General features: G+C 67.5%; 20 protein-coding genes. 15 read left to right on the plus strand and 5 right to left on the minus strand.

Annotated elements, in window-relative coordinates; translation table 11 throughout:
• Positions 1–17: 17 nt before the first annotated feature.
• Entirely contained in the window at positions 18–863 is an 846-nt protein-coding gene (locus EV657_RS05375; RefSeq protein ID WP_134077346.1) for a methyltransferase domain-containing protein, read from the minus strand.
• 45 nt (positions 864–908) lie between these two features.
• Here EV657_RS05375 and EV657_RS05380 point away from each other — a divergent pair, with 45 nt between their 5' ends.
• Genes EV657_RS05380 through EV657_RS05395 form a run of 4 tightly spaced genes read left to right on the plus strand, consistent with a single transcriptional unit; the run spans position 909 to position 3,190 of the window.
• Positions 909–1,628: a double zinc ribbon domain-containing protein gene (locus EV657_RS05380; RefSeq protein ID WP_134077347.1), complete on the plus strand. Its 720-nt coding sequence runs from the start codon at positions 909–911 to the stop codon at positions 1,626–1,628.
• Between the two features lie 35 nt (positions 1,629–1,663).
• Positions 1,664–1,921 (plus strand): glutaredoxin 3, encoded by a 258-nt coding sequence (gene grxC, locus EV657_RS05385; protein ID WP_113669454.1) that lies wholly within the window; start codon positions 1,664–1,666, stop codon positions 1,919–1,921.
• A gap of 4 nt (positions 1,922–1,925) precedes the next feature.
• The gene (locus EV657_RS05390) at positions 1,926–2,756 is read left to right on the plus strand and encodes a carbon-nitrogen hydrolase family protein (RefSeq protein WP_134077348.1); all 831 of its coding nucleotides are present in this window, start codon (positions 1,926–1,928) and stop codon (positions 2,754–2,756) included.
• A gap of 47 nt (positions 2,757–2,803) precedes the next feature.
• Positions 2,804–3,190 (plus strand): MarR family winged helix-turn-helix transcriptional regulator, encoded by a 387-nt coding sequence (locus EV657_RS05395; RefSeq protein ID WP_237399701.1) that lies wholly within the window; start codon positions 2,804–2,806, stop codon positions 3,188–3,190.
• A gap of 27 nt (positions 3,191–3,217) precedes the next feature.
• Here the strand turns inward: EV657_RS05395 and ubiG are convergent, their stop codons facing one another.
• Positions 3,218–3,964: a bifunctional 2-polyprenyl-6-hydroxyphenol methylase/3-demethylubiquinol 3-O-methyltransferase UbiG gene (ubiG, locus tag EV657_RS05400; protein WP_075784169.1), complete on the minus strand. Its 747-nt coding sequence runs from the start codon at positions 3,962–3,964 to the stop codon at positions 3,218–3,220.
• A 71-nt stretch (positions 3,965–4,035) separates the two neighbouring features.
• Between ubiG and pip the strand changes: the two genes are divergently transcribed.
• The 6 genes from pip to infB all read left to right on the plus strand — a co-directional run bounded on the left by pip (position 4,036) and on the right by infB (position 11,230).
• The gene (gene pip, locus EV657_RS05405) at positions 4,036–5,025 is read left to right on the plus strand and encodes a prolyl aminopeptidase (protein WP_134077349.1); all 990 of its coding nucleotides are present in this window, start codon (positions 4,036–4,038) and stop codon (positions 5,023–5,025) included.
• Between the two features lie 3 nt (positions 5,026–5,028).
• On the plus strand, positions 5,029–5,658 hold the full coding sequence (locus EV657_RS05410) for a class I SAM-dependent methyltransferase (protein WP_113669451.1): 630 nt from the start codon (positions 5,029–5,031) through the stop codon (positions 5,656–5,658).
• A 161-nt stretch (positions 5,659–5,819) separates the two neighbouring features.
• The gene (rimP, locus tag EV657_RS05415; protein ID WP_113669450.1) at positions 5,820–6,413 is read left to right on the plus strand and encodes a ribosome maturation factor RimP; all 594 of its coding nucleotides are present in this window, start codon (positions 5,820–5,822) and stop codon (positions 6,411–6,413) included.
• Positions 6,414–6,416: 3 nt separating this feature from the next.
• Positions 6,417–8,033, plus strand: coding sequence for a transcription termination factor NusA (nusA, locus tag EV657_RS05420; RefSeq protein ID WP_075784173.1), 1,617 nt, complete (start codon positions 6,417–6,419; stop codon positions 8,031–8,033).
• Positions 8,034–8,055: 22 nt separating this feature from the next.
• Positions 8,056–8,676, plus strand: a complete 621-nt coding sequence (locus EV657_RS05425; RefSeq protein WP_113669449.1) for an RNA-binding protein — start codon at positions 8,056–8,058, stop codon at positions 8,674–8,676.
• A 7-nt stretch (positions 8,677–8,683) separates the two neighbouring features.
• A complete protein-coding gene (gene infB / locus EV657_RS05430) occupies positions 8,684–11,230 on the plus strand; it encodes a translation initiation factor IF-2 (RefSeq protein WP_113669448.1) in 2,547 nt (848 codons plus the stop codon).
• Positions 11,231–11,320: 90 nt separating this feature from the next.
• Here infB and EV657_RS22505 read toward each other — a convergent pair whose 3' ends face one another.
• Together EV657_RS22505 and EV657_RS05435 are read right to left on the minus strand one after the other, a co-directional pair.
• Positions 11,321–11,455 (minus strand): hypothetical protein, encoded by a 135-nt coding sequence (locus EV657_RS22505; protein ID WP_256359749.1) that lies wholly within the window; start codon positions 11,453–11,455, stop codon positions 11,321–11,323.
• A 267-nt stretch (positions 11,456–11,722) separates the two neighbouring features.
• Positions 11,723–12,529 carry an ABC transporter permease gene (locus EV657_RS05435; protein WP_075784176.1) on the minus strand — a complete coding sequence of 269 codons (807 nt, stop codon included), beginning with the start codon at positions 12,527–12,529 and terminating at the stop codon, positions 11,723–11,725.
• A gap of 96 nt (positions 12,530–12,625) precedes the next feature.
• Between EV657_RS05435 and EV657_RS05440 the strand changes: the two genes are divergently transcribed.
• Genes EV657_RS05440 through EV657_RS05450 form a run of 3 tightly spaced genes read left to right on the plus strand, consistent with a single transcriptional unit; the run spans position 12,626 to position 15,456 of the window.
• Positions 12,626–13,792 carry a KpsE/RkpR family capsule polysaccharide export protein gene (locus EV657_RS05440; RefSeq protein WP_166673649.1) on the plus strand — a complete coding sequence of 389 codons (1,167 nt, stop codon included), beginning with the start codon at positions 12,626–12,628 and terminating at the stop codon, positions 13,790–13,792.
• Positions 13,793–13,795: 3 nt separating this feature from the next.
• Complete coding sequence (locus tag EV657_RS05445; protein ID WP_075784177.1) at positions 13,796–14,455, plus strand: ABC transporter ATP-binding protein; 660 nt, start codon at positions 13,796–13,798, stop codon at positions 14,453–14,455.
• Positions 14,452–15,456 (plus strand): glycosyltransferase family protein, encoded by a 1,005-nt coding sequence (locus EV657_RS05450; RefSeq protein ID WP_134077350.1) that lies wholly within the window; start codon positions 14,452–14,454, stop codon positions 15,454–15,456. Before EV657_RS05445 ends, EV657_RS05450 begins: the two co-directional genes overlap by 4 nt.
• On the opposite strand, the gene EV657_RS05455 is transcribed toward EV657_RS05450, so the two are convergent.
• Positions 15,411–16,952, minus strand: a complete 1,542-nt coding sequence (locus tag EV657_RS05455) for a glycosyltransferase (RefSeq protein WP_113669445.1) — start codon at positions 16,950–16,952, stop codon at positions 15,411–15,413. The genes EV657_RS05450 and EV657_RS05455 overlap by 46 nt on opposite strands.
• 331 nt (positions 16,953–17,283) lie before the next feature.
• Here EV657_RS05455 and EV657_RS05460 point away from each other — a divergent pair, with 331 nt between their 5' ends.
• Together EV657_RS05460 and EV657_RS05465 are read left to right on the plus strand one after the other, a co-directional pair.
• Positions 17,284–20,034 (plus strand): glycosyltransferase family 2 protein, encoded by a 2,751-nt coding sequence (locus tag EV657_RS05460; RefSeq protein ID WP_134077352.1) that lies wholly within the window; start codon positions 17,284–17,286, stop codon positions 20,032–20,034.
• Positions 20,031–20,948, plus strand: a complete 918-nt coding sequence (locus EV657_RS05465) for a Stf0 family sulfotransferase (protein ID WP_113669443.1) — start codon at positions 20,031–20,033, stop codon at positions 20,946–20,948. The genes EV657_RS05460 and EV657_RS05465 overlap by 4 nt, the downstream gene beginning before the upstream one ends.
• Positions 20,949–20,954: the final 6 nt, after the last annotated feature.

The following is a 20,954-nucleotide window of genomic DNA, read 5'->3' on the forward strand; positions in this document are numbered from 1 at the left end:
ACAGATTGGAACGCAGGTCAATCGGAACTGCCGCTGTCGCCGGACCCCGGGCGCGGCGTGTGCGCGCCCAGTGCGTCGGCCAGGCGCATGCGCGCCGAGCCGGGTTTCAATGCCTGCGGTTGGGTTTCCGCAGGCGCCCACCCGGCAAGGTAGATCATTTCGACCGTCGCGGGGATGCGGCCATCCGGCATGGTATGGATTTCCGCATAGCGCCGCGCGGCCTCGTCGAACAGTCGGCGCGGCGCGGGGCGGCGGTGGCGCGCGGCCAGAGAATTGGTCTCGCCCATCGCGCGCAGGTCGTGCATCAGGCGGTGGAGATCCTTGTAAGATAACGATATTTCAGCACAGTCTGCGACGGGAAGGGCCAGCCCGGCGCGTTGCAGCAGCCCGCCCGCGTCGCGGATTTCGGCCATCGGCAGCACCCGGGGCGACAGTCCGCCCAGAATGGCGGTCTCGGCTTCGGCCATCGCGCCGCGCAGCTCGTGCAGGCTGCGGCCGCCGAACAGAACCCCCAGGAACAGCCCGTCGGGTTTCAGCGCGCGGCGGCACTGGATCAGCTGGCCGACCGGGTCGTTCGACCAGTGCAGCGCCAGAGCGTGAATCACGAGATCGTGCGCGCCGGGGTCAAGCGTCAGGGTCTCGTCGGCGGCCACCAGCCGCGCCGATGGCAGGATTTCGGCCCAGGGCTTTTCGAACGGGGTCACGACGGCCGGGGCCGTAAAGGTTCTGTTAACCTCGTTCAGCCTCTCCTTGATCTCGGCGGCCGCTGCCTCGTGCAGGAACAGCGCGGGCCCCGCCCTGAGGGCCCGCGCGCGGTGCAGCGCCAGGGCATGGCGGTCGGTCAGGTCGGGCGGTCGGGTCATCTTGGCTCCGGCAGGTTGCCCGGCGCTATGTAGGGGACGAGGCCGATGTTGCAAAGCGCCCTGCGACTCATCTACCCGCCGCGCTGCATTGCCTGCGGCGAGCCGGTCGAAAGCGACCATGCGCTGTGCGCCCGCTGCTGGGGCGAGCTCGACTTCGTGACGGGTCTGGTCTGCGATGCCTGCGGGGTGCCCTTGCCCGGCGAGGATACCGGCGATCCGGTCTTGTGCGACGACTGTCTGGCCGGGCCCCGTCCCTGGAGCCGGGGGCGGGCGGCGCTGCTGTACCGCGGGCGGGCGCGCGGGCTGGTGCTGGCCTTCAAGCATGGCGACCGGACCGACCTGGCCCGGGCCGCGGCGGGCTGGATGCTGCGCGCCGGGCGGCCGATCCTCGGTCCGGGGCTGCTGGTCGCGCCGGTGCCGCTGCATCGCTGGCGGCTTCTGCGGCGGCGCTACAACCAGTCGGCGCTGCTGTCGCGGGTCGTGGCCGAGGGCACGGGGGCCGAGCATTGCCCCGATCTGCTGGTCCGCATTCGCGCCACCCGCCCGCAGGAAGGCATGACCGCCGAGGCCCGGGCCGCGAACCAGGCCGGGGCGATGGCGGTCGCGCCGCGCCATCGCGACCGGCTTCCGGGCCGGACGGTGTTGCTGATCGACGACGTGATGACCTCGGGCGCGACACTCGGCGCTGCGGCCGGAGCCTGTCTGGCGGCGGGGGCGGCCGAGGTCCGGGTGCTGGTCCTGGCCCGCGTTGCGAAAGCCGAGTAAAGACCTATAGTCTCGGCAAAACCTCAGGAGCCGCGATGCAACCGGTTGAAATCTACACGACGTCCAGCTGCGGGTACTGCCACGCCGCCAAGCGGCTGCTGGACAGCAAGGGCGTGTCCTACGCCGAGCTCGACGTGACCGCCGATCCGGGTCTCCGCCAGGAGATGATGGAACGCGCCAATGGCGGCTATACCGTGCCGCAGATCTTCGTCGGCGAGACCCATGTCGGCGGTTGCGACGATCTTTACGAGCTTGACCGCGCGGGCAAGCTCGACCCGCTGCTGGCAGGATAGGCCGATGCGCGCGGCACTGATCCAGCTGACCTCCTCGGACCTGCCGGACGAGAATATCGGTCTGGTGCGCGAGTCGATGCACGAGGCGGTGGCGGGCGGCGCCGATCTGATCCTGACACCCGAAGTGACCAACTGCCTGTCGCCCAGCCGGGTCCGGCAGAACGAGGTGCTGAAAGAAGAGGCAGACGACCCGACGCTGGCGGCGCTGCGGCAAGAGGCCGCGTCGCTTGGGGTCTGGCTGCTGATCGGGTCGCTCGGGCTGAAGACTTCGGACCCCGACGGACGCTTTGCCAACCGGTCCTTCCTGATCGGGCCGGGCGGCGCGATCGCGGCGCGCTATGACAAGATCCACATGTTCGATGTCGAGATCAGCGAGACCGAGACCTTCCGCGAATCCGACGGCTACCGGCCCGGGACGCGCGCGGTGGTGGCGCCGACGCCCTTCGGCACGATGGGGCTGGCGATCTGCTACGACCTGCGCTTTCCGCATCTGTTCCGCGCGCTGGCCCATGCCGGGGCCGAGATCCTGACCGTGCCCGCCGCCTTTTCGCCGGTGACCGGCGCCGCCCATTGGGAGCCGCTGTTGCGCGCCCGGGCCATCGAGAATGGCTGCTACGTGCTGGCACCCGCGCAATGCGGGCTGCATCCGGCGGCCGAAGGGCGGCCGCGGCGCACCCACGGGCACAGCCTGGCGGTGTCGCCCTGGGGCGAGGTGCTAGCCGATGGCGGCGAGGCGCCCGGCATCGTCTATGTCGATCTCGACCGCGAGGAGGTCGTCCGGGCCCGGGCCCGGGTGCCCTCGATCTTCCACGACCGGGACTTCGAGGCGCCGTGAGCGAGATCAGCGAGAGCCTGGTCGTGACGCTGTTCAGCGAGATTTTCATGGCCGATCAGCTGGCGCGGAACCGGATCTCGAAGGCCTTGCCCAAGGGCATGGAAATCAGCCATTTTTCGGTGCTGAACCATCTGGCACGGCTGAATGAGGAACGCAGCCCGGCACAGCTGGCCGCGGCGTTTCACGTCACCCGGGGGGCGATGACCAACACGCTGACCCGGCTGGAATGGGCCGGGCATGTGCATATCCGGCCCGACTGGGACGATGCGCGGCGCAAGATGGTGTCTATCAGCCCGTCCGGCCGGTCCGCGCGCGAGGCCGCGATCCAGGCGGTGGCGCCGGTCCTGGCCGAGGCTGTCGCCGATATCGGCGAGGACCGGCTGAAAGCGGCGCTGCCGGTCCTGAGGATGCTTCGGCAGAAGCTGGAAGGCTAGGGGCGGCCGGGCCGCCCCCGCAAGGCGTCAGGCTGGCTTGCGCGCGGCGGTGACGTAGTTCACCGACAGGTCGCGGCTTGAAATCGACCAGTCCCAGGTCAGCGGGTTGAAGACGAAGCCGCTGCGGTCCAGCACCTTCAGTCCGGCCCGCTCCAGCAGCCCGCACAGTTCGTCCGGGGTGATGAACTTCTGGTATTCATGGGTGCCTTTCGGCAGCCAGCGCATCACGTATTCGGCGCCCAGAATGGTCATCACGAAGGCCTTGGGGTTGCGGTTGATGGTCGAGCACAGATGCAGCCCGCCCGGTTTCAGAAGCTCGCGGCAGGCGGTCAGATAGGCCAGCGGATCGGCCACATGCTCGACCACTTCCATGTTCAGCACCACGTCGAAGCGTTCGCCCGCGGCGGCCAGCGCCTCGGCGGTGGTGTGGCGGTAATCGATGGTCAGCCCCGACTGTTCGGCATGAATCCGCGCGACCGGGATGTTGCGTTCGGCGGCATCCGCGCCCACGACCTCGGCGCCGAGGCGTGCCATCGGTTCGGACAGAAGCCCGCCGCCGCAGCCGATATCGAGCAGCCGGAGCCCCTTGAAGGGCGCCTCAGCGGCCAGATCGCGGTCGAATTCCGCGGCGATCTGGCGCGTGATATAGTCCAGCCGGCAGGGGTTCAGCATGTGCAGCGGCTTGAATTTTCCGGCCGGGTCCCACCATTCGGCGGCCATGGCCTCGAATTTCGCGACTTCGGAAGGGTCGACGGTTGTCTCTGCAGCTTGCATCGCGGGCTCCGTTCCTGTCTTCTGTCTGCACCCCCTTGGGGGGTCGGTTCCCGGGGATATATAGACGGGTCATGGACAAATCCGCAGGCCAAAAGCGCGCATCGCAGCATCTTTTCCCGCCGATCGACCCGTTCGATCAGCGGATGCTGGAGGTTGGCGACGGCCACCGGATCTATGTGGAGCAATGCGGGCACCCGAGGGGCATTCCCGTGATCGTGCTGCATGGCGGCCCCGGCGGCGGCTGCAGCCCGGCGATGCGGCGCTATTTCGATCCCGCCGAATTCCGGATCGTTCTGTTCGATCAGCGCGGCTGCGGCCGGTCGCGGCCCCATGCCAGCGTGACCTCGAACACCACCTGGCATCTGATCGCGGATATCGAGAAGATCCGCGCCGAGCTGGGGATCGAGCGCTGGGTGCTGTTCGGCGGCAGCTGGGGCGCGACACTGGCGCTGGCCTATGCCCAGACCCATCCCGAGCGGGTCGCCTACATGGCGCTGCGCGGCGTCTTCCTGATGACGCAGGCCGAGCTTGACTGGTTTTACGGCGGCGGCGCGGGTCAATTCTGGCCCGATCTCTGGGCGCGGTTTTCCGATCCGATCCCGGCCGATGAGCGGTCCGACATGATCGCCGCCTATCACCGGCGGCTGTTTTCCGGCGACATGATGATGGAAACCCGGCATTCGCGGGCCTGGGCCGCCTGGGAAAACGCGCTGGCCTCGATCGAGCATGAGGGCCCCGCCGGAGAGGCGCCCGCCGATTACGCCCGCGCCTTCGCCCGGCTCGAGAACCACTATTTCAGCAATCGCGGCTTTCTCGACCGCGACGGGCAGTTGCTGGACGACGTGCCGCTGATTTCTCATATCCCGGCGACCATCGTGCAGGGCCGCTATGACATGGTTTGCCCGCCCGCCTCGGCCTTCCGGCTGGCCGAACGCTGGAGCCGGGCCGATCTGAAGATGGTGCCGATGGCCGGACATGCCCTGTCCGAGCCGGGAATCAGTGCCGAACTGGTGCGCACGATGCGCAACGTCCAGCGGCAGGCCGGACTTCTGGGACTGTAGCTCATGCATGTGAATGCCCGTTTCTGGGACCGTCTGGCGCCCCGCTATGCCCGGATGCAGGTCCGCGACCCCGATGCCTATGAGAAGAAGCTGGCGATGACGCGGGCCTATCTTGGCCCCGGGGGGCTGGTCTTCGAATTCGGCTGCGGCACCGGCACGACGGCCTTGAAGCACGCCCCTCATGCGGGCCATGTCACCGCCATCGACTGCGCCCCCGCGATGATCGGGATCGCACGGCAGAAGGCGGCCGAAGCCGGCATCGGCAATGTCGAGTTCCGGGTCGGCGATCTGGCGGACATGCCCGACAACCCCGGCGCCTACGACATGGTGATGGCGCATAACGTGTTGCATCTGCTGCCGGATCGGGCGGGCGCGCTGGTCCGCGTACACCGGATGCTGAAACCCGGCGGGGTGTTCGTGTCCTCGACCGCCTGCGCGGCCGGGGCACCGCGGCTGTTCCGCTGGATCGCGAAGGCGGGCCATGCTGTGGGGCTCTTGCCGCTCTTCAACCTGCTGACCGCCGACGCGCTGCGGGCCGAGATCGCCGCGGCGGGGTTCGAGATCGCCGAGGACTGGCGCCCGGAGGGCGGCCGCGCGCCGGTGCTGTTCCTGATCGCGCGGAAGCCCGCCTGAGGAGGCCGGACCAAGGGGCCGCGCGACAGTCTCTTGCCTTTCGGGCGCCGGAGGCGTATATCGCCACTCGACAACGGTGGTTCGGCGTCCAAACCCGAACCTCCTCCGGATGAGTTTGTGCGGGCCGTTGGCCCGCTTTTTTGTTTCTGGAACGCTGCCCCATGTCCGAACTCATTGCCAAGACTGCCATCGACCGGCGCCTGGCCGAGATCCTGACCCCGGTCATCGAGGGGATGGGCTTCGAGCTGGTGCGCGTCCGCCTGATGGGCGGCAAGACCAAGACCCTGCAGGTGATGGCCGAACGGCCCGATGGCGGGATCGAGGTCGACGACTGCGCCAAGATCTCGACCGCGATTTCGGCCGTGCTCGATGTCGAGGACCCGATCGAGGAAGCCTACACGCTGGAGGTGTCCTCGCCCGGCATCGACCGGCCCTTGACCCGGCTCAAGGACTTCGAGACCTGGGAGGGTTACGAAGCCAAGCTGGAGACCGCCGAGATGATCGACGGCCGCCGCCGCTTCAAGGGCATGCTGCAGGGCGTCGAGGACGGCGAGGTTCTGATCGAGATCGAAGGCCCCGAGGGAGAGCCGGTGATCATCGGCCTGCAATACGGCTGGCTGTCGGACGCCAAGCTGGTGCTGACCGACGAGCTGATCCGCGAGATGCTGAAGGCGCGCAAGGATGCGGGCCTCATCGACGAGAGCGACTTTGACGAGATCGAGACGGACGACGGGTCCGTCCCGCAGGAGGACTGAGACATGGCGATTACCTCTGCCAACCAGCTCGAACTGTTGCAGACCGCCGAGGCGGTGGCGCGCGAGAAGATGATCGACCCCGATCTGGTCGTGCAGGCGATGGAAGAGTCGCTCGCCCGGGCCGCCAAGTCGCGCTACGGCTCGGAAATGGACATTCGCGTGTCGATCGACCGCAAGACCGGCCGTGCCACCTTCACCCGCGTCCGCACCGTGGTCGAGGACGAGGCGCTGGAAAACTATCAGGCCGAGCTGACCGTCAAGCAGGCCAAGCAGTATCTGGCCGATCCGCAGATCGGCGACACGGTGGTCGACGAGGTGCCGCCGGTCGAGCTGGGGCGGATCGCCGCGCAGTCGGCCAAGCAGGTCATCCTGCAGAAGGTCCGCGAGGCCGAGCGCGACCGCCAGTACGAGGAATTCAAGGACCGCGCGGGCACCATCATCAACGGTCAGGTCAAGCGCGAGGAATACGGCAACGTCATCGTCGATATCGGCCGCGGCGAGGGCATCCTGCGCCGCAACGAGAAGATCGGCCGCGAAAGCTATCGCCCGAACGACCGCATCCGTTGCTACATCAAGGACGTGCGCCGCGAGACCCGCGGCCCGCAGGTCTTCCTCAGCCGGACCGCGCCGGAATTCATGGCCGAGCTGTTCAAGATGGAAGTGCCGGAAATCTACGACGGCATCATCGAGATCAAGGCCGTGGCCCGCGACCCGGGCTCGCGCGCGAAGATCGCGGTCATTTCCTATGACAACTCGATCGATCCGGTCGGGGCCTGCGTCGGGATGCGCGGCAGCCGCGTTCAGGCGGTGGTGAACGAACTGCAGGGTGAGAAGATCGACATCATTCCGTGGAATGAGGATCAGGCGACCTTCCTCGTGAACGCGCTGCAGCCGGCCGAGGTCTCGAAGGTCGTGATCGACGAAGAGGCCGGCAAGATCGAGGTGGTGGTGCCCGACGAACAGCTGAGCCTCGCCATCGGCCGCCGTGGCCAGAACGTGCGTCTGGCCTCGCAACTGACCGGGCTCGACATCGACATCATGACCGAGGCCGAGGAAAGCCAGCGCCGCCAGGCCGAGTTCGAGGAACGCACCCGGCTCTTCATGGACACGCTGGATCTGGACGAGTTCTTTGCCCAGTTGCTGGTGTCCGAGGGCTTCACCAATCTCGAAGAGGTCGCCTATGTCGATCTCGACGAGCTTCTGGTGATCGACGGGGTCGACGAGGATACCGCTGGCGAACTGCAGGCCCGGGCCCGCGACCATCTGGAAGAGATGAACCGCAAGGCGCTGGAACATGCCCGCGAGCTGGGTGTCGAGGACAGCCTTGTTGACTTCGAGGGCCTGACACCCCAGATGATCGAGGCCTTGGCTCTCGACGGCGTCAAGACGCTTGAGGATTTCGCGACCTGCGCCGACTGGGAACTTGCCGGTGGCTGGACCTCGGTCAATGGCGAGCGGGTCAAGGACGAGGGGATCCTCGAAAAGTTCGACATGTCTCTGGAAGAAGCCCAGACCCTGGTGATGACGGCGCGCGTCCAGCTTGGCTGGGTCGATCCGTCAGAGCTGGAGCCGGACGCCGACGCCGAAGAGGATGTCGGCGAGGAGGAGGCCGAGGCCTGAGGCCCGGCCCCGGAGACCGGACATGGCCCGAGGCGGTGCAGGCAGATCGGCCGACGAGCCGGAGCGGCGGTGCATCGCCACGGGCGAGGTGGCGCCGAAGGCCGGGCTGATCCGGTTCGTGGTCGGCCCCGAAGACGAGGCGGTGCCCGATTTGCTGGGCAAGCTTCCGGGCCGCGGCATGTGGGTCGCGGCCGACCGTGACGCATTGGAAAAGGCGGCGAAGAAGCGCCTGTTCTCGCGTGCGGCGAAACGGCAGGTGGCGGTGCCCGGGGATCTGCTGGAGCAGGTCGAGGCGGGATTGCTGCGCCGGGTGGTCGACAGCCTGTCGCTGGCCCGCAAGGCCGGGCTTGCGGTGGCGGGGTTCGAGAAGGCGAAAGGCTGGCTGGACAGCGGGCAGGCAGTTGTCCTGATCCAGGCCAGCGACGGGTCGGAACGGGGCAAGACCAAGCTTCGCCCGCCCCGCGAAGAAGGTGGATTCATTGGCTGTCTGACGGCCCGGGAATTGGGTTTGGCTTTCGGTCGGGAACATGTGATACATGGCGCGCTTGCGGCTGGCGGACTCACGGAACGTGTAGTAGAGGATGCCGCCAAGCTTTCGGGCGTACGCAAGAAAGACGGGGGAGGGACCCCCGGAAAGGGTTGAAGACCTTATGGACGATACTGACGGCAAGAAGACATTGGGTTTGCGCGGGAGTTCGCGGTCCGGCCAGGTGAAGCAGAGCTTCTCGCATGGCCGCACCAAGAACGTGGTCGTCGAGACCAAGCGCAAGCGCGTCGTCGTGCCCAAGCCGGGAGCCGCCAAGTCTGGCGGCGGGGCCGGGGGCGGACATGCCGGAGGCGATCCGTCCAGGCGCCCGGCCGGGATTTCCGACGCCGAGATGGAACGCCGGCTGAAGGCGCTTCAGGCCGCCAAGGCGCGCGAGGCCGACGAGGCCCGCCAGCGCGCGGAAGACGAGCGTCAGCGCGAGGAAGAGCGCCAGCGCCGCCGCGAGGAAGCCGAGGCGAAGGAGCGCGAACAGCGCGAGATCGAAGAGGCCGCGCGCCGCAAGGTCGAAGAGGAAGAGCGCCGGAAGCGCGAGGAAGAGGAAGCCGCCAAGGTCAAGGCGGCGGCCGCCGAACGCGCGGCCGCGCCTGCGTCGGCCAAGCCCGCTGCAGCCGGTGCTGCGGCGCCCGCCGCCGATGGCGATGCACAGCGCACCGCGGCCAAGACCGCGTCGCCGCGCAAGGTCGACCGCGAGCGCGAAGGCGCCGACGACCGTCCGGGTCGCGGCAAGACCACGGCCGCCAAGGGCGACCGCCGCTCGGGCAAGCTGACTGTCAGCCAGGCGTTGACCGGCGGCGAAGGCGGGCGTCAACGCTCGCTTGCCGCGATGAAACGCAAGCAGGAGCGCATGCGCCAGAAGGCGATGGGCGGTGCCGACAAGCACGAGAAGGTCGTGCGCGACGTGCAGGTGCCGGAAACCATCGTGGTGCAGGAACTGGCCAACCGGATGGCGGAACGTGCCGCCGACGTGGTCAAGTCGCTCATGCAGATGGGCATGATGGTCACCCAGAATCAGTCGATCGACGCGGATACCGCCGAGTTGATCGTCGAGGAATTCGGCCACAAGGTCGTCCGTGTGTCGGATGCCGACGTGGAACAGGTGATCGACACGGTCGAGGACAAGGAAGAGGATCTTCAGCCGCGTCCGCCGGTCATCACCATCATGGGCCATGTCGACCACGGCAAGACCTCGCTTCTGGATGCGATCCGTGACGCCAAGGTGGTCGCGGGCGAGGCTGGCGGCATCACCCAGCATATCGGCGCCTATCAGGTGATGACCGATAGCGGGGCGCTCTTGACCTTCCTCGACACGCCCGGCCACGCCGCCTTCACCTCGATGCGGGCGCGCGGCGCCCAGGTGACGGATATCGTGGTTCTGGTGGTCGCGGCAGACGACGCGGTGATGCCGCAGACGGTCGAGGCGATCAACCACGCCAAGGCCGCGGGCGTTCCGATGATCGTCGCGATCAACAAATGCGACAAGCCCAGTGCCAACCCGCAAAAGGTGCGGACCGATCTTCTGCAGCACGAGGTCGTCGTCGAGGCGATGTCGGGCGAGGTGCAGGATGTCGAGGTTTCGGCGCTGACCGGCAAGGGGCTCGACGAGCTGCTTGAGGCCATCGCGCTGCAGGCCGAGATCCTCGAACTTCAGGCCAACCCCGAACGCCAGGCCATGGGCGCGGTGATCGAGGCGCAGCTTGACGTGGGCCGCGGTCCTGTCGCCACTGTTCTGGTGCAGAACGGCACGCTGAAGCAGGGCGACATCTTCGTCGCGGGCGAACAGTGGGGCAAGGTCCGCGCGCTGGTCAACGACAAGGGCGAGCGTGTGAAATCCGCCGGTCCGTCGGTTCCGGTCGAGGTGCTGGGCCTGAACGGCACGCCCGAAGCGGGCGACGTGCTGAACGTGGTCGAGACCGAGGCCCAGGCCCGCGAGATCGCCGAATACCGTCAGCAGGCCGCCAAGGACAAGCGCGCCGCTGCGGGGGCCGCGACCACGCTGGATCAGCTTCTGGCCAAGGCCAAGGAAGACGCCAACGTGGCCGAGCTGCCGATCCTGGTGAAGGCCGACGTGCAGGGCTCTGCCGAGGCCATCGTCCAGGCGATGGAAAAGATCGGCAACGACGAGGTGCGCGTGCGCGTGCTGCATGCCGGTGTCGGTGCCATCACCGAAACCGATGTGGGTCTGGCCGAAGCCTCGGGCGCGCCGATCATCGGCTTCAACGTCCGGGCCAACGCTCCGGCGCGGAACGCGGCGAACCAGAAGGGCGTGGAACTGCGCTATTACAGCGTGATCTACGATCTGGTGGACGACGTGAAGGCGGCGGCCTCGGGCCTCTTGTCGAACGAGATCCGCGAGAACTTCATCGGCTACGCGCAGATCAAGGAAGTCTTCAAGGTCTCGGGCGTCGGCAAGGTCGCGGGCTGTCTGGTCACCGAGGGCGTTGCCCGACGGTCGGCCGGAGTGCGCCTGCTGCGCGACGACGTGGTGATCCACGAAGGTACGCTGAAGACCCTGAAACGCTTCAAGGACGAAGTCGCCGAGGTCCAGTCGGGCCAGGAATGCGGCATGGCCTTCGAGAATTACGACGACGTCCGCGCAGGCGATGTCATCGAGATCTTCGAACGTCATGAAGTCGTGCGCACGCTGTCCTGATCCGGGCGGACGTCACATCGCGAGAAAACGGAAGGGGCGCCGCGAGCGCCCCTTTTCGTTCTCGTGAGTGGGGTGGGGGAATGGGGCCGACTAGGCCGCCGCCTCGATCGGCATGCCCTCGAACAGGCGGGTTCCGACGCGGACCACGATCCGCCCATTCGCCCGGCAGAGCACGAAAGCGCCCTGCACCGAAACGCAACTTCCCAAGCGGATGGTTCGTATCATTGTGCTTTCCTCGATCAGCGGCAATTCCAAGCTTTGCGCGAATTCATTAACCAATAAACAGAAACTTGATGACCAGGCTCCGGTTTCCGCTTGGACGTGGGGTCATGCCGCCCGAGGGTTGCCGTGATCGGGCGGATCATGTCGACCGGAGTGCAGGGCCGGAGCCAGCAACGCCGACGGTCACGACGGGCAAGCCGGCCACCCGAATCGATTCGGGCCGTTAAGTCGATGGCCTCGATTGGTGCGCGCCTCGGGCGAAATACGCCGTCAGACCTCGATGATCGCACTACGGTTGCGCAGCAAGAGGAACCCGCCGACCAGAAGGCAGAACCCGGCGATCCCCAGCGGATAGGCCAGCATTATATAGTCGCCGCGATAGATCGGATAGAAGGCGCGGCGGGCCTCTCCGACCAGATGGATGATCGGGTTCCACCACAGGACGTCACGGGCCTGGCGCGGCAGGCTCTCGAAGGTGAAGAACACCGCCGACAGGATGAAGAGCGGCCGGTTGATGATGCTCCAGACCCGTTGCCAGAGCGGGAAGAAGGTAAAGACCACCGCGTTCAAAGTGCCGATGCCCAGCCCCAGAAACGCCGCCGTCCCGAGCGCCAGGAAAAGCGGCCCCAGCGACAGCCGCACCGGGTCGTCGGTCACGACCAGAAGAGTCGTGAACACGAGGAAGCTGACCGCGATCACGGTCAGGAACGACAGAAAGAACCGCGCCAGAACCGAGTCGAGCGGCGTGACCATCGGGAAATGCATCAGTTGGCGGTTCACGAAGATCGACGAACTGACCACGCTCGCGATTTCGGAATAGGCATAGAAGGGGATGTACCCGGTTGCATAGAACAGGATGAAGCTTTCGCCCAGCGGTGGTGTGTGAATGAACTGCGAGAAGGCCAGCGCCAGGATCGCGATCATCCCGGCCGGGTCCAGCACCGCCCAGACATATCCGCCCGGGGACCGGCCGTAGCGGGTGATCATTTCGCGGATCACCAGCGCCCCGAAGACGCGCAACGCCCCCTGCAACGGATTGGTCCGGGACGGTTTTGCGGCGGGACTCTGAGATCTCATGTGATGTCCTGAGTTGCGGCGACTCAACCTCCGGCATTGCGCACGGGGCAGATATGCTTACCATTGCTTGCATATCTCCGACAGATGGAAGCCATCGTGCAAGTCGTGCCGAAAATTCAGGGTGGCCAATCCGTCACCCATGAGATCTCTGAAACCGACAAGGATCGCGCGCGCCTGCGCCACCGGCTGATGCGCCTGGGTCTTGCCGTGGTCGTGGTGCTGCCGACAGTGGTGGCGGCGCTTTATCTCTGGCTGATCGCCGCCGACCAATACCATTCCGACTCTGCCTTCTCGGTCCGGTCGGAGGACTATTCGAACCCGCTCGAGGCGCTCAGCGTCTTCACCCAGGTCGGGTCGTCCTCCGGGTCCGACTCGCAGATCCTTTACGATTTCATCCGCTCGCAGCCGCTGATGCAGCAGGTCGACGCCGATCTCGACCTTCGCGCGCTGTTCGGCAAGCAACCGTCGGATCTTGTCTTCTCGCTGGAGCGCGATGCCTCGCGCGAAGACATGCTGGACTACTGGCAGCGCATGGTGAAGGTCGCGGTCGATCCGCTGACGGGAGTTCTGTCGCTGCAGGTCCGGGCCTTCGCGCCCGAAGATGCAGAAGCTATTGCGCAGTCGATCCTGGCCCAGAGCGGGCGCATGGTCGACGATCTCAGCCGAATCGCGCGTCAGGATGCGATTCGCTTCGCGCTGGAAGACCTTGAGGAAGCCGAGGTCCGGCTGCGCGACGTGCGCCGCAAGGTCCGGGTGTTCCGGCTGGAAAACGACATCATCGACCCGACCGAGGCCGCGCAATCGCAGATGGGCGTGATCGCGGCGCTGGAGGGGGAACTGGCCAGCGCCCTGGTGGAACGCGAGACGATCACCAGTTTCGCGGGCGAAGAGGACCAGAGGGTCAAGCGGGTCGACCGGCGGATCGAGGCCGTGCGCAGTCAGATCGATCAGGAACGCCGCCGGATCGGCAGGCCGACTTCGGGGCCCTCCTCGCTGGTGGATGCCATTGGCTCCTACGAGGAATTGCTGGTCGATCTGGAATTCGCCCAGCGTGCCTATACGGCCGCGCTGGCCGCCTCGGAACAGGCCCGTGCCGAAGCCCGGCGGACCAACCGCTATCTGGCCGTGCATATCCCGCCGACCCTGGCCGAGGACAGTCTTTACCCGCAGCGGGGCCTGCTGATCCTGCTGGTTCTGATCTGCTCGCTGGCGGTCTATTTCACGGGTCTTTTGATCTATTACAACGTCCGCGACCGGGGCTGAGCGATGCTGGAATTTCGCGGTGTCGAAAAGTCCTTCCGCCTGCCGGGCGGCGGGCGGCGCCATATCCTGCGAGGCCTGACGCTGGACTTGCCGCGCAAGCACCGCGTCGCGATCATCGGGCGCAACGGGGCGGGCAAGTCGACCTTCCTGCGGATGATCGCGGGCACCCACCGGCCTGATCGGGGCGAAATCCGGCGGATCGGCCGGGTCAGCTGGCCGATGGGGTTTTCCGGCGGCTTCCATCCCGCGCTGACCGGCCGTCAGAACGCCCGCTTCGTGGCCCGGATCTATGGCGCCGATACCGATGCGCTGGTCGAGGAAGTGGCCGAGTTCTGCGAGCTCGGCCCCTATTTCGACGCACCGTTCGAAACCTATTCCTCGGGGATGAAGGCCCGGCTGGCGCTGGGGGTCAGCCTCGCCACGAATTTCGACTGTTATCTGGTCGATGAAATCACCGCCGTCGGCGACGCCGCCTTCCGCCGCAAGGCCGAAGCCGCCTTTGCCGAACGGCTCGACCGCGTGCAGATCATCATGGTCTCGCACTCCGACGACACGCTGCGCAAATACTGCAATGCCGCGCTGTTACTTCAGGACGGCCACGCCTGGTTCTTCGACGATCTCGAAGACGGGCTGGCGGCCTATCGCGCGACGCTGAGCGCATGACTCTCAGGCCGCCCGGTGCTGCGCCGCCCGCGTTTCTGACCGGACGGTTCTCGCCGACGGCCGATCTTTATCTTGGCTTTTCCTGCCGGGACCGTATCGCCTGCGGCGCGCTTCGCCAGATTTCGCCGACCGTCTTCGCGACAGGCGAAACGCTGATCGTGATCCGCCATGCGGCCGGGCTCCGGGCGCTGCCGCCCCATCGTCGGCTGATCTACCTGATCGACGACGACATCCGCGCCGGGATCGGCGATCGGGCGCTGCCGCCGATCTATCGCGCCAAGCTCGCGCTGCTGGAATGGCCCGAAGCGCGCCGGTTCGAGCCCCTGGCCACCGCGATCCTGACCACAAGCCCCAAGCTGGCCGCGACGCTGCGTGTGCGCCGCCCGGGCGCCCGGGTGGAAGAGATCGCGCCCGCCTGGCCGGTCGCCGAGATGCCGGTGCTGGACCCCTCGGCGCCGATCCGGCGGATCGGGCTGCTGATGGGGCGAAGCCATGCGCGCGACGCGGCACCGCTTTGGGCACCGCTCCTGCGGTTGCTGGATCGCAGGCCGGGGCTCGCGCTGACGGTTTCGGGCAATCTCGCCCTGCCGCGCGCCGTCGTCCGGCACAGGGCGGTCGAGGTGCTGCCCGCGCTCGATTGGGCGGCTTATCTGGCCTGGCTGCGGCAGGCGCGGCTGGATCTGGGATTGGTACCGCATCTGGCCTCGCGGCGGTTCAACGCCGCGCGCTCGGCCAGCAAGCTTGGCGAATACGCGATGGCGGGCGCGGCGGTGATCGGGTCCGACAGCTGGCACGAAGCGGCGCGCGGTGCGATGTGCGGCCGCTGTCTGGCGCCGGGCGCCGATCCGGCGGCGTGGATCGCGGCCATCGACCGGCTGATCGACGACCCCGCCTCGGCCCGCGCGATGGCCGCCACGAACCGCCGGGCGCTGATCGCCGCCGATGCCGAGGGGCATCAGCGGAGGCTCTGGGCCTCATTGCTGGACGCGGCCGAAGACTGAGCGGTCCCGGCCAGGGCGGCGGCCAGCCGGTCGGCCAGATCCCGGGGGCTGGCGTCCAGCGGCAGCACCTGTCCGTTCGGGTGCGCGGCGGCGGTTTCGCCCTGGGCGCCGATGTCGAAGGTCAGCACCGGCAGCCCCGTCGCCAGACATTCATGCACCGTATAGGAAAAGGTCTCGGGCCAGATGGCGGGCACGAACCAGGCGCCGATGGTGTGGGACGCGGCCAGGGTCGCGATTTCGTCCCGGCGGTAGCGCCCGTGAACGGTCATCCCGGGATGGGCGAAGGCGGGGTCGAGCTCGCCCAGAACCACGATCTCAAATCCCCTGTCCGGCAGTGCGGCCAGCGCCTTAAGCACAGCGGCCCCCTTGGCATGCCCGATCCGCCCCAGAACCCCCAGCCGCGCAGGGCCCGAGGGCGGTGCCAGCCGCGGCGGCAGATGGCCGACATGGTGAGGGCGCAGCACCAGATGCGGGGCGAGATCGGGCCAGACCCGCGCCACGCGCCGCGCGCTGTCGGCGGAAAAGACGACGATCTCGTCGGCGCGGGTTGCCGCGCGGTGCCAGGCCTGTCGCCAGGTCTCGATCCGGGGCGGCCGTGCGCCCGAGGTCACCGCCAGTTTCCGGTAGCAGGCCTGACAGGGAACGGGGTCGGGCAGGCCGCAGAACCGGCCCGCCGACCCGATCAGCGTGTGGGACGGGCAGAGCGGCAGAAAGTCGTGGAAGATCAGCTCGAAACGGTCCTGCGGCCGCAGCCGGTCAAGCATGTCGTTCAGCAACCCAAGCGGGTCGGCCGCGCCCACCAGATTGGAATAGATCAGCCGGATGCGGGCGGGCCGTGACAGCAGGGCCGCGGCCCCGGTCCGCGACAGGCGCTGATGCAGGGGCGGGCCGCTGTCGTGAAGCTCGGCCAGCACCCCGGCAGGGTCGTCGCGCAGCACCAGAGCCACGTTGCCTTGCGCCCGCCCGGTCGCGATGCGGTCGGCCAGCCAGAATTCGGCCCCGCCGCCCAACCGGTGCCCCAGGAAGACCTGCACCGGCTTGGCGCTTCCCAGCCCGGCAAGGCGCGCCGCCAGCGAAGTTTCGGACCCGGCGGCGGGGGGGGCCTGTGACGCGGCCTCGGTTCCGGGGATCAGCGCGCGTTCCAGCCGCGTCCCGGCGCCGCTGTCGCCACGCAGGAAATAGGCCGCAATGTCGCCTGTATGCCGCAGGGGCAGAAACGCCAGCGCCGCCACCGCCGAGAGCGCTCCGCGGACACGTTGGTCGGGACGATAAAGCGAAATCGCGACCGCGGGCGCGCCCTCGATCTGCCAGACCAGATGCCGCCGTCCGGGCAGGGTGAGCCGCACCGGGCCGTCCCCGGGCTCGACGTGCCGCGTCGCGGCCTCGGTGCCGATGCGGGCCGGGCGCGTGGCCTGCGCCTCGAGGCTGACGACCCCGTCGCGGGCCAGCGTTGCGATCCGGATCGTTTCGGAAGGCGCGACCCGAATGCGGCGCATGCCTCGCCGGCCCTGCAGTCTGGACCAGAGAAGATGCAGCAATACCCGCCGCGCGGCGGCCATTCGCGAGGTAGCCATGCGGCCAATCTAGCTTATGCGATATGGACTTGGCCAGCGTGCCGCCAGAAACCGCAGGCCAGACCCATGCGTTCGGGGGGAACGCGTGACCGGCCCGCGCCACGCCGGACCCGTGGTTGACAGGGCCGATTTCGCAACAATAGAAATGTGCACCGGTCGCTAATCTTATGCGGGAAGGCGCGTGCATGGACTTGCGGGCTCGATCTGATCTGGAGTGCGTGGCCGTACTGCGTTTTCCTCGGCAGGATCTCCGGTGATCTCCTTGCGATGGCGTGTCGGTGGGACCGCCGATCCGATCGATTTCGCGATCGAGGCGGTGACGGTCAAACGGATCGCAGGTCGGGCGTGGCGGATGGCAGGCGGCGGCGAACCGCTGGACCTGGAGCTTGTGTCTGGCGGCCGGGTGCTGATGACCGCAACGGCGGACCGTCCGGCGCCATCGGGTCTTTCTGGCGCGTTCGAGTTCCGTCTGGATGGCGGAACCGCTGCAGCCATCGGCCACCGGGCGGTACATCTGCGCGTCGCGGGCGAAAAGCGGCCTTTCGCGAAGCTGCATCTGCCTGGTGGCAAGACGGTGCGGGCGGGGCGGCGGGCGACGCTTGTGTCGCGGACCATCCGCGCGGCCTATCTTTGCCGGTTGCGCACGGAATTTACGGTGAACCGTCCACTTGGGGGCGGCGAGGGCGTGATCGAGACGGTGGCGTTGCGCGACGGCGTGCTGCATGTGCGCGGCCGTTCCAGGGTGCCGGTCACGATCCGAAGCGAGACCGCCCGTGTCGACCTGGCCAAAAGCGGTACGGAAGATCAGGCGTTCGATCTGCGGCTGACAGGACACAGGCTGCTCTGGGTGGAGGGCGCGGGACTGCCGCTTCTGACGGTCCGGCTGCCGCCGCCCCGGTTCTCGCCATTGGCAACGGTGCGCACCGTCGTCGACTTTTGCCGTGTCCCGTTTCTCTTTGGGGGTAACCTTGCCCGGTTTCTCTTCCGGGGCGATACCAAGGCGGGCGACCCGATCGAGGCGTTTTTGCTGCGTCTGCGCCCGGCCTCAGAGGCTGGGCCAGAGGTCGTACCCGGGCTTTTCGCAGCGGCCGCGCCGCCGAGGCCTGCGCCCCCCGCCGACATCGTTCTGCCGGTCTTCAACGCCGCGGACGATCTGCGCGTCTGTCTGGAGCATCTGGCGCGGAACACGCCGCCTGAGCATCGGGTGATCGCGATCGACGACGCCTCGACAGACCCGTCCATCGCGCCGATGCTGGACGCTTTCGCGCGCGCCCGGCCCGGCACCCTTTTGTTGCGCAACGCCGAGAATGGCGGTTTCATCGCCAGCGTGAACCGGGGCCTCGCGGAAAGCCGTGGCCATGTGGTGCTGCTGAACAGCGATGCCTTCGTCCCGCCGGGCTGGATCGACCGGCTGATGCGGCCGATCCTCGACGATGCGCTGATCGCCTCGGTCACGCCGATGAGCAACGAGGCCGAGATCGCGACCGCTCCGGTGATCTGCCGCCACGAGCCCTTGGCCGAGGGCCAGGCAGAGGCCATGGATGCCATCGCCCAGCGGCTGAACCCAGCGGCCGCCCGGGCCGAAAGCCCGACCGGGGTCGGGTTCTGCATGGCGATGTCCCGGCGCTGGCTGGACGAGGTGCCCCGGTTCGATACGGCCTTCGGGCGCGGCTATGGCGAAGAGGTCGACTGGTGCCGTCGGGTGGGCGAACGGGGGGGGCGCCACCTTCTGATCGGCGATCTTTTTGTCGAACATCGCGGTGGCGGCAGTTTCGGACCCGAGAAGGCGGTACGCATCGCGGCGGCATCGCGACTGATCAATGACCGGTATCCGGCCTATGATGCGTCCGTGGCGGATTTCATACGCAAGGACCCTTTGGTCGGTCCGCGGCTTGCGCTGGGCCTTGCCCGTGCGGGGACCGAGGCGCCGCTGCCGGTCTATCTGGGTCATCGCCTGGGCGGGGGGGGCGAACACTGGCTGCAGGACCGGATCGCCCGCGATCTGGACGAGGGCGGTTCGGCCCTGGTGCTGCGGGACGGTCCCGAACCGGAAACCGTGGCGGTCGAGCTTTATCGTGCGGCGGGTCAGACCCGGGCCGTCCTTCCGCTGGCCGAACTGGGCGGCTATCTTGGCGCTGCGGGCCGCAAGACCTTGGTCTATTCCTGCCTTGTCGGCGCGCGCGCGCCGCTGGATCTGGCCGAGGTGGCTGCGATTTCTCTGGGCGCAGAGGACCGCTTCCGGATGGTGTTTCACGACTATTTTCCGCTGTGCCCATCCCGTAACCTCCTGGGCCATGACGGCCGGTTCTGCGACCTGCCCGGGGCCGAGCGGTGCCAGGCCTGCTATGAGCGGCTTGCCGCCATAGACGAGACGTGGCCTGCCCGCATTTCCGACTGGCGGGGCCGCTGGCACGCGCTGGCCGCGCGGGCCGAGACCATCGAGGTGTTCTCGCCGTCTTCCCGAACGCTGGTCGCCCGCGCCTGGCCTGACCTCGCCCCGAGACTTGCGCTTCGGTCGCACCCGCTCGCGTTCCTGCCCCGCCCGGTGCAGCCTGCGCCCCGCGCGCGCCCGGTTTTGGGCGTGCTTGGCAGCATCGGGTTCGAGAAGGGGGCCGCTGTCTTGCGCGACCTCGCGGCGGCACCGGGCGTGCGGATGGACATCGTTGTGATCGGAAAGCTGGACGAGGCCTACGCCCATCGCGGCATACGGGTCATTGGTCGCTACCGGCGCGAAGAGATTTCGGATCTGGCAGAAGCCTATGGGGTCGGGCGCTGGCTGATCCCGTCGGTTTGTCCCGAGACCTTTTCCTATGCGACCCACGAATGCCTTGCCACCGGGCTGCCGGTTTTTGCTTTTGACTTCGGCGGGCAGGCCGATGCGCTGCGCGGCGCCCCGAACGGACATCTTCTGCCGCGCGACATCGCCCCCACAGAGCTTGCCGCCCGACTTCTGGCGCCGCCGCCGAGCGACAGGCCCGCAGAGAGGAAAGAACTGACTGCATGACGATCGGCCGGACCGGAACGACGACCCACCCCGCCCCCGCGGGTCCCATGCCCATAACTGTGAAACCGGCCCTGTCGGACATCTTTGCGCCGGATGACGAGGAAAGTGCCAAACGCCGGATTGCGGGCGCCCGCCGGGAGAAGGCGGAACGCACGTTGCTGATCCATTTCACACCGCGGTCGGGGTCGAGCTGGCTGGCCTCGCTGCTCGAAGCGACCGGGTGCCTGGGGATTGGGCACGAGCTTTTCAATCCGAGCTTCATGCCGCAGAACGCGCGGTATTTCGGAGCCCGGACTCTGACCGAATATGTAGAGATGGCGCGGCGGTTTCCCGTACGGCAAGGCAGCCTCAGCTTCAAGATCACCTCGCACCAGCTGCATGCGGTCTTTGACGATCCCGATCAGTTCTTTGCAGCCTTCGCCGACGCCGCGAGCGTCTGGCTGATCCGAGAGGATATCGTGGCTCAGGCGGTGTCGCTGGCCAAGATGGTGCAGACGCAGGTGGGTCACACGGCGGATTCCGATGGCGAGACGCGGCGCAGGGCCGAGGCTGGCTTTGCCTATGACCGGAGTACGATAAAATACTGGTTGAGACACATTCTGGCTGCCGAACAGTGCACTGAGAACTGTCTCAGGACCTACCGGATCGCCCCCCTCAGGCTGTCCTACGAGCGGATCACCGCAATCCCGCCGCGCCAGCTGGTCGAGCTGATGGCCAACTGGTGCGGGTATCCGGGCCTGCCCGACGATGCACCGCCATCGTCCCGGCATGAAAAGATCGGGACCGCGCAGAACCTCGACTATGCGGAACGGTTCCGCAGGGAAAACCGCGGCTTCCTTGCCAAGGTCGAGGCAGAGCGGCGGTCATGGCTGGACCGGCTGGACGACCCGGGCCCGGGCTTGCCCAAAGGCTGAACGGCC

This window comes from Rhodovulum visakhapatnamense, from assembly GCF_004365965.1.
GTDB lineage: Bacteria > Pseudomonadota > Alphaproteobacteria > Rhodobacterales > Rhodobacteraceae > Rhodovulum > Rhodovulum visakhapatnamense.

What these genes read in the sequence shown, in the direction of transcription:
- EV657_RS05375 (WP_134077346.1), bottom strand. Translation starts at nt 863, where the DNA reads ATGACCCGACCGCCCGACCTGACCGACCGCCATGCCCTGGCGCTGCAC.
- EV657_RS05380 (WP_134077347.1), top strand. Translation starts at nt 909, where the DNA reads ATGTTGCAAAGCGCCCTGCGACTCATCTACCCGCCGCGCTGCATTGCC.
- grxC (WP_113669454.1), top strand. Translation starts at nt 1,664, where the DNA reads ATGCAACCGGTTGAAATCTACACGACGTCCAGCTGCGGGTACTGCCAC.
- EV657_RS05390 (WP_134077348.1), top strand. Translation starts at nt 1,926, where the DNA reads ATGCGCGCGGCACTGATCCAGCTGACCTCCTCGGACCTGCCGGACGAG.
- EV657_RS05395 (WP_237399701.1), top strand. Translation starts at nt 2,804, where the DNA reads ATGGCCGATCAGCTGGCGCGGAACCGGATCTCGAAGGCCTTGCCCAAG.
- ubiG (WP_075784169.1), bottom strand. Translation starts at nt 3,964, where the DNA reads ATGCAAGCTGCAGAGACAACCGTCGACCCTTCCGAAGTCGCGAAATTC.
- pip (WP_134077349.1), top strand. Translation starts at nt 4,036, where the DNA reads ATGGACAAATCCGCAGGCCAAAAGCGCGCATCGCAGCATCTTTTCCCG.
- EV657_RS05410 (WP_113669451.1), top strand. Translation starts at nt 5,029, where the DNA reads ATGCATGTGAATGCCCGTTTCTGGGACCGTCTGGCGCCCCGCTATGCC.
- rimP (WP_113669450.1), top strand. Translation starts at nt 5,820, where the DNA reads ATGTCCGAACTCATTGCCAAGACTGCCATCGACCGGCGCCTGGCCGAG.
- nusA (WP_075784173.1), top strand. Translation starts at nt 6,417, where the DNA reads ATGGCGATTACCTCTGCCAACCAGCTCGAACTGTTGCAGACCGCCGAG.
- EV657_RS05425 (WP_113669449.1), top strand. Translation starts at nt 8,056, where the DNA reads ATGGCCCGAGGCGGTGCAGGCAGATCGGCCGACGAGCCGGAGCGGCGG.
- infB (WP_113669448.1), top strand. Translation starts at nt 8,684, where the DNA reads ATGGACGATACTGACGGCAAGAAGACATTGGGTTTGCGCGGGAGTTCG.
- EV657_RS22505 (WP_256359749.1), bottom strand. Translation starts at nt 11,455, where the DNA reads ATGATACGAACCATCCGCTTGGGAAGTTGCGTTTCGGTGCAGGGCGCT.
- EV657_RS05435 (WP_075784176.1), bottom strand. Translation starts at nt 12,529, where the DNA reads ATGAGATCTCAGAGTCCCGCCGCAAAACCGTCCCGGACCAATCCGTTG.
- EV657_RS05445 (WP_075784177.1), top strand. Translation starts at nt 13,796, where the DNA reads ATGCTGGAATTTCGCGGTGTCGAAAAGTCCTTCCGCCTGCCGGGCGGC.
- EV657_RS05450 (WP_134077350.1), top strand. Translation starts at nt 14,452, where the DNA reads ATGACTCTCAGGCCGCCCGGTGCTGCGCCGCCCGCGTTTCTGACCGGA.
- EV657_RS05455 (WP_113669445.1), bottom strand. Translation starts at nt 16,952, where the DNA reads ATGCGCCGCATTCGGGTCGCGCCTTCCGAAACGATCCGGATCGCAACG.
- EV657_RS05465 (WP_113669443.1), top strand. Translation starts at nt 20,031, where the DNA reads ATGACGATCGGCCGGACCGGAACGACGACCCACCCCGCCCCCGCGGGT.